Raw genomic sequence first — 14234 nt, forward strand, 5'->3', positions numbered from 1 at the left:
CTTTGTACATAGTATATTTAGTATTTTTTAAATATAAACATAAGTAATAATTTTAACTAATTTTTTTATTATCTTTTAGACATTCCTTGCTTATAACAATGTCAACATCTAGCTTCATATTCAGAATCACCAAGAACATTTAGTTCATTAGATTTTATCTTTCTATATGTAAAGCTTGCTGAGGAATGGCATTTGAAGCAAACTGCTTTAAGTTTAAGTATTTCATCACTTAAAGCCATAATTATAGGAACAACACCAAATGGTCTAGCCATAAAATCCATATCTAAACCACTTACTATTATTCTTATACCTCTTGTTCTTAACTCTTGAATAACTTCTACTATTCCTTCATCAAAAAAGTTTAATTCATCTATTGCTACAGCTTTGTATGAATTATCAATCAATGATAATATTTCACTTGAATCATTTACTGAAATAGCTTTTATTTCTTTTCCATTTCTGCTTACTATTGATGTTTCTTTAAATCTCGTATCAAAAGCTGGCTTTATTATCAATGTTTTAATTTGAGCAATACTTAAGATATTTATCCTCTTAAGTAATTCCTCACTTTTACCAGAAAACATCGGCCCTGTAATCACTTCAATTGTTCCTTCGTTATACTTCAAAAACATAAAAACCTCCAAAATACATTTTTTATTTTATAGAATAATAAAAACTAAAAATTAAATATGGAATTTATTTTAAAATGTGGAATTTCCACATTCAAAAATAGTATTTAATAAATATTAGATATAAGATAAATAAAAAATAAGGTAAAATTACAAATATATATGAAGACAAAAGTGGAATATAGTATTTTTAAAGAAATTTATAAAAAAAAAATAGGTAGTCAAGATGATTTTTATGTTGATTTATTAATCAAAATGATTAAAAATCCAAATAGATTTATATCAATTTTTAGAGCTTCATCAATAAAAATGAAAATTATTCAATTCATTACGCAAAGCAACGAGATAAAATTTGGTGACTTCTTAGAAGAAATTATTAAATTATATTTAGAATATTTGGGCTTCGAGCAAATAAATTCTAAAATTAAAAATGATGAAAATCAAAGATTTAATATAGATCAAATTTTTATAAAAAAAAATATTATTTATATTACAGAACAAAAAGTAAGAGATGATCACGATAGTACTAAAAAAGTAGGACAGTTTGATAATTTTATTGAAAAAATAAAAATAATTAACAATTTATATCCAAACTATACTATAAAAGCCTATATGTGATTTATAGATGAAAATCAAATTAAAAACAAAAGATATTATGAAAACAAAATTAATAAAATAAGCCTGAAAAATGTAAAAATTGCTTTAGTTTATGGTAAAGATTATTTTTTACAAATATGTCCTGAAGTTGAAATATGAAATGATTTAATAAATAATTTAAAACATTTAAAAAATGAAATATCTCATAATTTAGAGATACCTGACTTTGATAATGACAACATAATTTATGAAGCACTTTTAAACCTTCCAAAAAAACTATGAGATAAATTAAATTCAAACAATGTAGAAATGTCAATTCTTAGAGATAATTTATTTCAGTCAAAACACAATTTAAATAAAGCTAAAAAAATGAGGGGAGATAAATAAAATGGAATTAAAAAACATTTTAATTAATGACGATTCTATAGAATATATGAAGTCATTAGATGAAAATTCTATTGATTTAATTTTTGCTGACCCTCCTTATTGGATGCGGACAACAGGAACCTTAAAAAGAGTAGAAGGTACAAATTTTGATGGTTGTAATGATGAATGGGATAAATTTAATTCACTTAAAGATTATAAAGAGTTTACAAAAAAATGATTAATAGAATGTAAAAGAATACTTAAAAAAGATGGTTCAATATTTGTCATAGGTGGTATGCAATGTATTTATACAATTGGTGCGATTATGCAAGAATTAGATTTTTGACTTATAAATGATATCATATGACACAAGTCGAACCCTACTCCTAATTTTAAGGGCACAAGATTAAATAATTCACACGAAACAATAATTTGAGCTGCAAAGTCAATAAAATCAAAAGTTACATTTAACTATAAGACAGCCAAAGAATTAAATAACGAAAATATTGAAATTTCTAAATTTACAAAAGGAGAAAGAAAACAAATGGGTTCAGTTTGAAAATTTCCAATATGTAGCGGATTAGAAAGATTAAAGGATGAAGAATATAATAAATTACACTCCACTCAAAAACCTGAAGCACTTTTATATAGAATAATAGCAATAAGTTCAAAGATTGGAGATACAATTTTAGATCCTTTTGCCGGAACAATGACAACAGGTGCAATGGCAAAAAAAATGGGAAGAAACTGCATAATGATCGAAAAAGATTTAAAATATTTTACTCACGGGAAAAAGAGAGTTGATTTTACAAAAATGCTAATAGGTGATATAGAAAAATCAATTTTTGATAATAAACCAACAAAAGTACATTTTAAGGATTTGATAAGTAAAAACTATTTAAAAGTTGGAGATAAATTCACTAATCTATCTAATGATGACTATGCAACATTAAGAGATGATGGAAAATTGTATTATAACAACGAGGTACTAGATATTCATACTTGCGCAGCAAAATTTGCTAATAAAAATGCCGATCGAATTAATGGATTTGATTATTGATATGTGGTGAGAAACAATCACTTAGTATTTTTAAATGATATAAGAGAAAAAGCAAGAAAAGACATTGAAAAATTAAGTGAAAATACTTAGTTTTTTTAAAGAAAAATCAATTTTGTTTTTTTACAAAAGATGTTAAAATAAATAGGCATATAACAGCAGTATTTTATAAGTAGTAAAAATTTAATATTTCTTTAGATTTGTAAGTAGCTTAGCTGTAATGTGAAAACATTAAAGTTAAATTTTCTATTAAGAAAAATACCCTTTTTATGCAGAAAGAGGAAACATGGCAAGATATACAGGTCCTGTGTTTAAAAAATCTCGTCGTTTAGGTTTCTCAATTCTTGAAACTGGTAAAGAATTTGCCAAAGGTAAGAAAAGAACCTATGCACCTGGACAACACGGAAACAAAAGAGTTAAACTATCTGATTATGGTTTACACTTATATGAAAAACAAAAAATTAAATATGTTTTTGGAATCAGTGAAAAGCAATTGCAAAAATCATATATCAAAGCAACAAAAATTAAAGGTATTACAGGTACAAACTTACTTCAAGTTTTAGAAAGTCGTTTAGACAATCTAGTTTATAGAGCAGGATTTGCTCAAACAAGAAGACAAGCACGTCAATTAGTAAACCACAACCACTTTTTAGTAGATGGAAAGAAAGCAGATATTCCTTCAATGTCTATTAAAATTGGTTCAACAATTACACTAAAAGAAAAATCACAAAAGAATATTCAAATCACAGATGCATTAGCAAACAAAGCAGCATCACCTTGATTAACAAGAAAAGACTTCAACTTCAAATTCGATAGATTACCAGAAAGAAATGAAATGCATTCAGAAATCAAAGATGCATTAATTGTTGAGTACTACGCAAAATAGTAAGTAAGGATAAGTATGAAAAAAAATATTCACCCACAATATCATGTAGTTCAAGCTACATGTTCAACATGTCAAAATAAATTTGAATTTGGTTCAACGAAAAAACAATTTAGTGTAGATGTTTGTTCAGGTTGTCATCCTATTTATACAGGAAACAAAGCACAAGTTAAAGCAACTGGAAGAGTTGATAGATTTAACAAGAGACTTGAAAAGAAAAACAAATAATTTAAAAAATGCTAATGAATTTAGCATTTTTTTATACACTTTTTAAATCTTTAAATAATTATTTACTTATTTTTTCCATCGCTTCAACTAATCTTTCAAAATCAATGTTTTCACGTATTTGTTTATTAATTTGTTTATACACAACTTTGTTATCCTTATCCAAAATAAATACACTTCTGTTCATTAATTGTAATTCATTAACTAATAAGTTTGTTTCTTTAGAAACTTTTTTATCTAAATAATCAGAAAACATTTGTATTTCTCCAACTTGATGTTCAGTTAAATACGAAGCTAATGCTGTAGGTAAATCAAGAGAGAATGAAACATAGTTAAATTCTGCATATTCCTTTGAAATTTCTGCAAGTCTTAAAATTTGTAAATCACAAACTCTTGTGTCTATTGAAGGAAGAGTTGTAAAAACAGTATAATCGTTTTTAAGAACTGGTTTACTCTCGTCAAATGTACCCGCCTTTACTCCTCTTAAATTAATAACCGTTCCAAGTTTTACTTCGTCCCCATTGCTTGTAACTTCTCTTTCTCCAAATAATAATTTTTTCATATTGATGCTCCTTTTAATTATATATTGTTGATAATATAATACCAAAAGTATTAAAAAAGTGCTTAAAAAAACCAAAAAAAGATTTTTTTAGTTTTTAATAACATTAACAAAAAGGCTATCTATAAATTCAAATCCTAGCTTTTCATATATTATCTTTGCTACAGGATTATCGAAAAATAAAATCGGTTTTAATTTCTTAATTTCTATTATGTGTTTGCACAAATTATATACGCAATCACTTGCATAATTTTTTTGTCTATATTCTTCAAGGCAAAAAACTCCGCCAATACTTGCTACCTTATCTGTTCAAGAATCACAAGATGCAGCAGCCACAACTTTGTCATCTTGTTCTATATAATATGAAAAAAATGTTTTATTTTTAAACTTTTCTTTATAAGCAATTATTTCATTTTCGACCTTATTTCCCATAAAAGCAAACTCTTTAATTTTTGATTTTGAAATAAGTAGCTTTTCGATTTTTTCTTCCAAAATTAACTTAGATTTTGAAAATAACTTATCAGGAAGTTTCTTCATAACCAAAATATCTTCTTTTTTAATTAATATGCTTATTTTAACTTCTTGAGTATATTTAATAAACTCATTTTGACTAAATGAATCATGACAAATTACATTTAAAATGTGATGATGTTTTAATAATTTATTTATTGACTTTGTGTCAAATTGTGCTGTGGTATAGATTAATAAGGTGTTATAATATACAAAATATATTGTATCTATAACATTGTTTAGACCTTCATAATATAGAAAAGAATGGGCATGATTCTTTTTTCAATATAACTCTATGTCTCCAATAATGAAAAAGTTGTTATATGGTTTTTCATTTGCTTTTTTAATGATCAAATCAATATTTTCCGAAGTCGCTTTTTTCATGCACTTATTATATCAATTTGCTTACTTAAAATAAATAAAAATATATAATTGATTAGCATAAGTTAGAATGAATAATTAACATTTTTTTTAAAAGAAAAGATACAAATTTAAGAATCTAAATTTAATGCAAAAGAAATTATAATTGGAGATAAAATGAAGAAAACTGTTTACGATACAGAACTATACATCGAAAAACTTGATGCTTGGTTTAGAGCAGCAAATTATTTGTCTGTTGGACAAATGTATTTAAGAAATAATCCATTACTTAGAAATAAAATTACTAAGGATGATGTTAAAGTTTACCCTATTGGTCACTGAGGAACAATACCTGGTCAAAACTTTGCATATGCTCATTTAAATAGAGTAATTAATAAATATGATCTTAATATGTTTTATATTGAAGGGCCAGGACACGGTGGACAAGTTATGACATCTAACTCATATTTAGATGGTTCATATACTGAATTATTCCCCCATGTAACACAAGACCTAGATGGAATGAAACACTTATTTAAATATTTCTCATTCCCTGGTGGAACAGCATCACATGCTGCTCCTGAAACTCCAGGATCAATACATGAAGGTGGTGAATTAGGTTATTCATTATCACATGCAACAGGAGCAATATTAGATAACCCTAATGTCATTGCTGCTACAATAGTTGGAGATGGTGAATCAGAAACTGGGCCGCTCGCTGCTGGTTGATTCTCAAATTCATTCATTAACCCTGTTAATGATGGAGCTGTTTTACCAATACTTCACTTAAATGGTGGAAAAATTTCTAACCCTACAATTTTATGTAGAAAATCTAATGAAGAATTAACTAATTACTTTTTAGGAATGGGTTGAGAAGCTATTTTTGTTGAAGGTGAAGATGTTCAAAAAATGCATAAATTAATGGCAACTAAATTAGATTATGCTATTGAAAGAATTCTATCAATTCAAAAAGAAGCTAGAAAAGGTAAGGCTGAAGAAGCTACAAGACCATTGTGACCAATGATTGTTCTAAGAACACCAAAAGGTTGAACTGGACCTCAAAAATGAAACAGTGACCAAATAGTAGGAAGTTTTAGAGCACACCAAGTTCCAATTCCTGTTAACTCAGAAAATATGACACATATTGATGCATTAGTTGATTGACTTAAATCATATAATGTTGATAATTTGTTTGATAAAAAAGGTAAATTAGTTCCTGAAATTGCTGAAATAGCACCAGTTGGTGATAGAAGAATGGGAATGAATCCTGTTACAAACGGTGGATTAAATCCTAGAAATCTTGCATTACCAAATTGACAAGACTTTGCACTTAATTTAGAAAAACCAGGAGCAAAAATTGCGCAAGACATGGTTGAATTAGGTTCATACTTTGCTAAAGTTATGGAAATGAATAAAGATAACTTTAGACTTTTTGGTCCTGATGAAACAAAATCAAACCGTCTATTTAATGTATTTAAAGTTACAAGCCGTCAATGATTAGAACCTATTAATCCACTTTTTGATGAAGCTCTTTCACCAGCAGGTAGAGTTATTGATTCGCAACTTTCAGAACACCAAGCAGAAGGATTTTTAGAAGGTTATGTTTTAACTGGAAGACATGGTGTTTTTGCTAGTTATGAATCATTTTTAAGAGTTGTTGATTCAATGTTAACACAACACATGAAATGATTAAAGAAAGCAAATGATGTTTCATGAAGAAATGATTATCCTTCATTGAATGTTATTGCAACATCAACAGCTTTCCAACAAGATCATAATGGTTATACACATCAAGATCCAGGACTTATTGGACATTTAGCTGATAAAACACCGGAATTGATTAGACAATACTTACCAGCTGATACAAATACTTTATTAGCTGTTATGGATAAATCATTAACAGAAAGAAACGTAATCAATCATATTATAGCTTCAAAACAACCTAGAGAACAATTCTATTCAGCAAAAGAAGCTGCAGAATTAGTTGAAAAAGGTTTAAAAGTAATCAAATGAGCTTCAACAGTCGAAGGAAATGATGAACCAGATTTAGTTGTTGCAGCCGCTGGAACAGAACCTAACTTAGAAGCGTTAGCAGCAATTACAATTCTTAACAAAGAATTCCCTAAACTAAAAATTAGATTTGTTAATGTTGTTGATTTAATGAAATTAAGACACCCATCAATTGACCCGAGAGGAATAACTGATAAAGAATTTGATAAAATCTTTACAAAAGATAAACCAGTTCTATTCGCTTTCCATGGATATGAAGGAATATTAAGAGATATATTCTTTAAACGTAATAACCATAATTTAATTGCACATGGTTATAGAGAAAATGGTGATATTACAACATCATTTGATATTCGTCAATTAAGTCATATGGACAGATTCCATATGGCAGCAAGCGCTGCTGTTGCCGCTCTTGGTAAGAAAGCAAATGCTTTTGAAACAAAAATGCTTGAAACAATTGATTTCCATACAAAATATATTCGTGAATACGGAACAGACATTCCTGAAGTCAAAGAATGAAAATGAAACCCATTAGTTAGAAAATAATGTTCGATTTATACAAAAAAGAGAAGCTTTGGCTCTCTTTTTTTGATATAATAAATTCGGTTTAGAGGTAGAATTTATGAATAAAAAAATCAAAATTATAGGTGCAGGAGTTTCTGGTTGCACCATGGCAAACTTACTTGCAGAAAAAGGATATGAAATAGAATTATATGAACAAAAAAGTCATATTGGTGGAAATTGCTATGATTTAAAAAGCAAAAAAGGTAATCTTTATCATCTTTATGGACCTCATATTTTTCATACAAAAAATAATGATGTAGCTAATTATATAAAAAAATTTGCTGACTTTAATGAATATATAAATAAACCCGTTTCTAGAGTAAATAAAAAGTATATTAATTTACCTGTTTCATTAGAAAGCATAAAACAAATTGATCCAATTAACTATAAGGAAATTACAGATAAACTATTAAAATGTTTTCCTAATAAAACAGAGGTGCCAGTATATGAACTAAATGCATTAGAAGAACTAAAACGAGACAAAAAAATAAGTAAAATTATTAGTTGAATTTATTTAAATATTTATGCTAAATACACATCTAAAATGTGGGGAATTGAAATTGAAAATATTGACAAATCTGTTCTAAACAGAGTTAAAATACTACTTACAAATGAGCATAATTATTTTCCTGGTGCTATATTACAAGGTTTGCCAATTGGGGGATATACCAAGATGCTTCATAAAATGATTGATAATAAAAATATTAAGTTGTTTATAAACACCGATGCTCTTAAAAAATTATCTTTAAGAGAAGGTAAAACATTTTGAGATAATAAAGAATACGAAGGGTTAATAATCTACACAGGACAAATTGAAAAACTTATAGATTTTAAATTTGGTTCTTTACCATATAGGTCATTATATTTTAAATTTTTAGAATTCAACAAACCGGAATATCAAAATTTCACAATAATAAACAAGCCACTTGATAAGAAAATAACAAGAACCGTTGAGTATAATAAAATGACTTTAATTAAAAATAATTCAACAATTATTTCGCACGAATATCCTGGTGAGTATAATATCGAATCAAATAAGTGAAGTATTCCATATTATCCTATACAACAGATTGATAATATAAATTTATACAATAAATATAAAGAAGAAATTTCAAAGTATAGTAACATTTTATTGCTTGGTAGATTAGCACAGTATAAATATCTTGATATTGACACAACAATTGAGCAAGCATTTGAATTATTCAATGAAATACTTAAGAAATAAGATAAATAAAAACTCCAACAGGAGTTTTAATTTTCATAAATTTCAAATTTACATTTTGATGAATCATAAACAAACTCTAGAACATTCAACTTAAGAGCTTTTTTAATTTGTTTTTTAATTAATAATCTTGTAATTAATGTAGAGTAAGATAGAAATTTTTGCACTTTGGAAGCTTCGAGGTAAATCTTACACTTTGAATTAAACAAATTTGATACGTATGAATGCAAAAGTAACTTTAAAAGTTGATATTCGCATAATCCTTTTTTAATAAGTGAATTAAATGCAGCTTGCTCACCTAATTTTCTTTTTTTATTTCATTGACTTGACATTGTGTTACCAGGTCTATTGAATCAATAAATTCCAGTAGTTTTATTAACAAAGGAAGGATTTTTTGATATTTTTAATGCTTCTAAAAAAAATGGAAAATCTTGGTATGAAACACCCTCTTCAAGATTAGATGTTTTATAAAAAATATCTGATTTAATTATTAGTGAAACGGGTATAAGTGCTGGAGAGGAATGGATTAAATTTTTGGCTTTTATAAAATATCTTGGCTTAATTGTTATTTTCATTTTTTCAAAATAAACGACAGATGTTTTCGATATAAGAAAATCATAATTTGATTTAGAATCATATTTAATCAATGTTTTAAGGAATATATTTTTTATTTTATCATCACTATCTAAAAACATCATGTATTTCGAATTTACCAATTTATGGTCTCTTACATAATTTATGACAGATCCTCAATTTCCATTTTTTTCTTTTTCATACAAAAAAATGTTTTTATGCATTAAAGAATATCTTTTAACAATTTCTTTTGTTTTGTCAGTAGAACAATCATCTACGACAACGACATTGATATATTCTTCATGATTTTTATTACTTAATATGGAATTTAAAGCATCATGAATATAATCCTGAGAATTATAAGCAGGTATAATTATTGTACATAATTTATAATCTAGATCATACATATAAATTACCTAATTTTTGAATGAATAAATTCATTAATTTGTTCACTGAATTGCTCGTTATCAAGTGCATAATCAATATTAGCTTTAACAAAACCTTCTACACCTCCAAGATCATATCTGGTCCCGCTAAATTCGCAAGCAAAAACCTTTTGTTTTAACATTAATTCATCAAAACAATCAACAAGTTGAATTTCACTTCCAACACCTGGTTTTGTTTTTAATAACAAGTCAAAAATTTCTGGGTTAAATATATATCTACCCAAAATAGCTCTACTTGATGGTGAGTCTTCAGGTTGTGGTTTTTCAATAGCGCCAATAATTTCAAAAAATTTATTTTTTCTTTCAGAATAAATTTTGGGAGCAACTATTCCATACTTATTCACACAATCTCAAGGCACTTTTTGAACCCCAACTATATTTTGATGACCAATTTTGTCGTAAGTATCAATAAGTTGCTTAAGTGCAGGTTTTTCACCAGCGTCTACCCTAATTAAGTCATCACCCAATATAACACCAAAAGGTTCATTACCTACTTTATTCTTGCATATTGATATTGCATGACCTAAACCTAGTTGTTTATCTTGAATTACTATAGTGATATATTTTGATCTATTTGTTTTTTTAACAGCCTGAAGTAATTTTGTTTTATTTTTTGTTTTAAGTTCAGTTTCAAGATCTTCATTAATTTTAAAGTAGTTATCTAATTCTCTTTTTCTTTCACTTATTACTAAAATTACTTCTTCTATTCCAGACTCAATAGCTTCATCTATTAGATAATCAATTGCCGGTCTGTTAAGAATTGGTAAAAGTTCTTTATGAATTGTTTTGGTGAGTGGAAGGAATCTAGTTCCTCAACCAGCACAAGGTATGATAACTTTTTTAATTTGTTTTTCCATTTTGGTACTCCTAAGGTATTAATCTTGATTTTCTTTTCTTTGAATAGGTGTTGTTGAATATGTTTTTTTAAATAAAGCTATGAATGATATCGGGATATAACTTAGCATAAATAATGGATAAGTAAATATTGATATTATTTTTTTAGATTTCTTAGCATTAATTCTTTTTCAATTTCTTTTTACAATAATTATCGCCTGAACAAATAGGTTTAAATATATAGTAATAATTATAACAAATGGAGTTAGTAGAATATAAAGTATTAAACCGAATAAATTATAATCAACATAAGTTACAGGATCTAGGGTATAATTAATAAAATACATTAAAACCATTGAAATTGAGGTTATCAAATAAAATGAAATATTAATAATTAGCGTATATATTGCCGGAGATATCATTATGTAATTAGTTATTAATGAAGGTTTATTTATATTTTTTTTAACAAGCGCAGTATTTAATCTATTTTTGTAAATATTTCACACTTGTTTAAAACCTACACATCATCTCATTCTTTGCTTTCACGAATCTTTAAATCTTATCGGTTGTTCATCATAAAAAATAGCATTTTCTGAATAAGCACAATTTACGTTATTCAATAATAATCATTGAGTAAACTCAATATCATGACTTAGCGAATTGAAATCTCATCAATTAGTTTGTTCCAGAATTTTTTTAGTGAAAGAAAATCCTGTACCATTAACGTAAGCACTATATCTTTTATAATTTCTAGATTTATTTATTACGCTTGACTCCTTAATAAATTGTATCGAATAAGCACTTGATATTCAATTATCTGCATAGTTTTTAGAGTTTCTATATGTAGTAACGACCTCACTCCCATAAAAATCAAAAGCTTTATTAACTTCAAATACTCAATTTTTATCAAGTAAATTATCTGCATCAAACGAACAAAAACAATCATAATTATCTAAAAGGTTATTATCTCTAATATATCTTAATGCGTGTTGTATAGCAAAGTTCCCGCCCTTTTGAATATCATTAAACCTTTCTAAAACAGTTACACCTTTTGATATACCAATATTGTATGTCATTCTATTATCTGTGCAATTATCAGCAACTAGATATATATCAATTTTTCCATCATATTTCTGTTCTTGCATTGAATTAATTAGCTTTGAAAGTGTAACACTTTCATTTCTAGCAGGAATAATTAAGGCAAAATTTCTTGTTTTTTTTGGTGTGTAATTATTGAGAGAATTTATATTTTTTCTTGAATTAAAAAAGTGAATTCACTCCAAACCATAAATTACAAAAAAAATAATACCTATAATAAAAGTTACTCAAAAAAGTATATTTGTAATATAAAATAGAGTCATAAAAAATCCTTTCTAATTTGACAAAATGTAAATAAATCATAAAATTATTTATGTTTAAAGTTTTAAAACACAAATTTATCATTACATTATTTTTTTACTTTACAAATTATTTATATTCATATATTTTACATTAATATTTTTTTTTTACTAATTTTTAAGCAATCTAAAAATAGTGCAATCAAGCACTATTTAAATATAATTATTTTTTATCGTCTTCAACAATAACTTCTGCTTCAACTTCTTCTTCTTGATTATTTTTAGAAGTTTCTTTTTCTTCTTTTGAATCATCTGCTGTTGCATTTTGTTGTGCTGAATAATTAGCAAAGTTTCTCATTAATTCTTCATATTGATCTAATTTTTCTTTTAAAGCAGTAATGTCTTTTTTATTGATTAAATCTAATAGTTCTTCAATCATTTTTTGACTTTGTTCTTTGGTTTTTTCATCTAGTTTGTCACCTTGTTCACTAGTTGCTTTTTTGATTTGATCAATTAATGATTCCGCTCTAACAATAACTTCTGCTTCTTCTTTACGTTTGCTATCTGCTTCTCTGTTATCTTCTGCTTCTTTAACCATTCTATTGATTTCTGCATCACTTAATTTTGATGAATTTTGAATAGTAATTGATTGTTCTTTATTGGTATCTTTGTCTTTTGCTGTTACTTTTGTAATACCATTAACGTCTATTGAGAAACTAACTTCAATTTGAGGAATTCCTCTAGGAGCAGGTCTAATACCAGTTAAATTAAATTGCCCTAACAACTTATTATCATTAGCCATTTGTCTTTCACCTTGAACAACTCTAACAGTAACTTCACTTTGGTTATCTGAAGCGGTTGAGAAAATTTGTGATTTTGTTACAGGAATTGTTGTATTTCTTGCAATAAGTGGTGTAGAAACTCCACCCATTGTTTCAATTCCTAAAGTTAAAGGTGTAACATCAAGTAATAAGATATCATCAATATCACCAGCTAAAACAGATCCTTGAATTGCAGCACCAATCGAAACAACTTCATCTGGATTGATTGTTCTGTTTGGTTCTTTTCCTAAAGTTCTTTTAACCATGTCTTGAACTGCAGGTATTCTTGTTGAACCTCCGACCAATAGAACTTCATGCAAGTCTTTTGCGGTAATTTTAGCTTCTCTTAAAGCGTCTTCAATAGGTTTTCTTGTTCTATCAACTAAACCTGCTGTCATAGCATCGAATTCACTACGTTTTAATTCAACTTCAACGTTAATAGGTCCTGATGGTGTAACCGCTAAGAAAGGTAAGTTAATTGTAGCAATTGATTGGTTTGATAAATCGATTTTTGCTTTTTCTGCAGCTTCTTTTAAACGAGCCATAGCCATTTTATCGGTTGATGCATCAAAATTGTGTTCTTTTTTAATAAGACCTGTTAATCATTCAACGATTTTATTATCTCAGTCATCTCCACCTAAGTGGTTATCTCCAGATGTTGAAAGAACTTCAAATGTTCCATTTTCTAATTCAAGAACAGAAACGTCAAATGTTCCTCCCCCTAGGTCATATACTAAAACTTTCATTGCTTTTTCTGTTTTATCAAGACCAAAAGCTAATGCAGCAGCAGTAGGTTCATTAATGATACGTAGCACATCTAATCCAGCAATTTTACCAGCAATTTTTGTAGCTTCACGTTGTGCATTATCAAAATATGCAGGAACGGTAATAACTGCTTTAGTTATTGTAGCACCAAGTTTTTTTTGTGCATAGTCTTTCATATATGAAAGAATCATTCCACTAATTTCTTCTGGTTTATATTCTTTTTTATTAACTTTAACTACTTCATTTGTTCCTATCAATCTTTTAATTGATGAAACTGTGTTTGGGTTTGTTTCTATTTGTCTTTTAGCAACTTCACCAACAATTATTTCATTGTTTTTAAAACTTACAACTGAAGGTGTAGTTCTTTTTCCATTTGGGTTTTCTAAAACAACAGGTGTTTTTTCATCCATGACTGAAACAACAGAGTTAGTTGTTCCTAAGTCAATTCCTAATATAATTTCTTTAGCCATTATAGC

At 27.1% G+C, this 14234-nt stretch carries 13 protein-coding genes; 6 read left to right on the forward strand and 7 right to left on the reverse strand.

Annotated features, from left to right (window positions below; translation table 4 throughout):
* Positions 1–68 precede the first annotated feature (68 nt).
* On the reverse strand, positions 69–632 hold the full coding sequence (locus tag MCRO_RS02870; protein WP_013054681.1) for a thymidine kinase: 564 nt from the start codon (positions 630–632) through the stop codon (positions 69–71).
* Between the two features lie 159 nt (positions 633–791).
* On the opposite strand from MCRO_RS02870, the gene MCRO_RS02875 reads away from it, so the two are divergent.
* The 4 genes from MCRO_RS02875 (at position 792) to rpmE (ending at position 3760) form a co-directional block, all read left to right on the forward strand.
* Positions 792–1613, forward strand: coding sequence for an HpyAIV family type II restriction enzyme (locus tag MCRO_RS02875; protein ID WP_013054307.1), 822 nt, complete (start codon positions 792–794; stop codon positions 1611–1613).
* 1 nt (position 1614) lies between these two features.
* Positions 1615–2742, forward strand: coding sequence for a DNA-methyltransferase (locus MCRO_RS02880; protein WP_013054249.1), 1128 nt, complete (start codon positions 1615–1617; stop codon positions 2740–2742).
* A 193-nt stretch (positions 2743–2935) separates the two neighbouring features.
* Positions 2936–3535, forward strand: a complete 600-nt coding sequence (rpsD, locus tag MCRO_RS02885; RefSeq protein WP_013054159.1) for a 30S ribosomal protein S4 — start codon at positions 2936–2938, stop codon at positions 3533–3535.
* Positions 3536–3550: 15 nt separating this feature from the next.
* Positions 3551–3760, forward strand: a complete 210-nt coding sequence (gene rpmE / locus MCRO_RS02890; RefSeq protein WP_013054534.1) for a 50S ribosomal protein L31 — start codon at positions 3551–3553, stop codon at positions 3758–3760.
* Positions 3761–3818: 58 nt separating this feature from the next.
* Here rpmE and MCRO_RS02895 read toward each other — a convergent pair whose 3' ends face one another.
* Together MCRO_RS02895 and MCRO_RS02900 are read right to left on the reverse strand one after the other, a co-directional pair.
* Entirely contained in the window at positions 3819–4319 is a 501-nt protein-coding gene (locus MCRO_RS02895) for a redoxin domain-containing protein (RefSeq protein WP_013054298.1), read from the reverse strand.
* A gap of 87 nt (positions 4320–4406) precedes the next feature.
* Entirely contained in the window at positions 4407–5210 is an 804-nt protein-coding gene (locus MCRO_RS02900; RefSeq protein WP_013054710.1) for a GNAT family N-acetyltransferase, read from the reverse strand.
* A 153-nt stretch (positions 5211–5363) separates the two neighbouring features.
* Here MCRO_RS02900 and MCRO_RS02905 point away from each other — a divergent pair, with 153 nt between their 5' ends.
* Positions 5364–7742, forward strand: coding sequence for a phosphoketolase family protein (locus MCRO_RS02905; protein ID WP_013054493.1), 2379 nt, complete (start codon positions 5364–5366; stop codon positions 7740–7742).
* Positions 7743–7818: 76 nt separating this feature from the next.
* Positions 7819–8985, forward strand: a complete 1167-nt coding sequence (glf, locus tag MCRO_RS02910; RefSeq protein ID WP_013054198.1) for a UDP-galactopyranose mutase — start codon at positions 7819–7821, stop codon at positions 8983–8985.
* A 26-nt stretch (positions 8986–9011) separates the two neighbouring features.
* On the opposite strand, the gene MCRO_RS02915 is transcribed toward glf, so the two are convergent.
* From MCRO_RS02915 to dnaK, 4 genes are all read right to left on the reverse strand, one after another.
* Entirely contained in the window at positions 9012–9962 is a 951-nt protein-coding gene (locus tag MCRO_RS02915) for a glycosyltransferase family A protein (protein ID WP_049757057.1), read from the reverse strand.
* Positions 9963–9967: 5 nt separating this feature from the next.
* Positions 9968–10858 carry a UTP--glucose-1-phosphate uridylyltransferase gene (locus MCRO_RS02920; protein WP_041594072.1) on the reverse strand — a complete coding sequence of 297 codons (891 nt, stop codon included), beginning with the start codon at positions 10856–10858 and terminating at the stop codon, positions 9968–9970.
* An 18-nt stretch (positions 10859–10876) separates the two neighbouring features.
* Positions 10877–12196, reverse strand: a complete 1320-nt coding sequence (locus tag MCRO_RS02925) for a glycosyltransferase family 2 protein (protein ID WP_013054528.1) — start codon at positions 12194–12196, stop codon at positions 10877–10879.
* 199 nt (positions 12197–12395) lie between these two features.
* On the reverse strand, positions 12396–14228 hold the full coding sequence (dnaK, locus tag MCRO_RS02930) for a molecular chaperone DnaK (protein ID WP_041594073.1): 1833 nt from the start codon (positions 14226–14228) through the stop codon (positions 12396–12398).
* Between the last annotated feature and the right edge of the window lie 6 nt (positions 14229–14234).

Origin of the sequence: Mycoplasma crocodyli MP145 (assembly GCF_000025845.1) — a bacterium.
GTDB lineage: Bacteria > Bacillota_I > Bacilli_A > Mycoplasmatales > Metamycoplasmataceae > Mycoplasmopsis > Mycoplasmopsis crocodyli.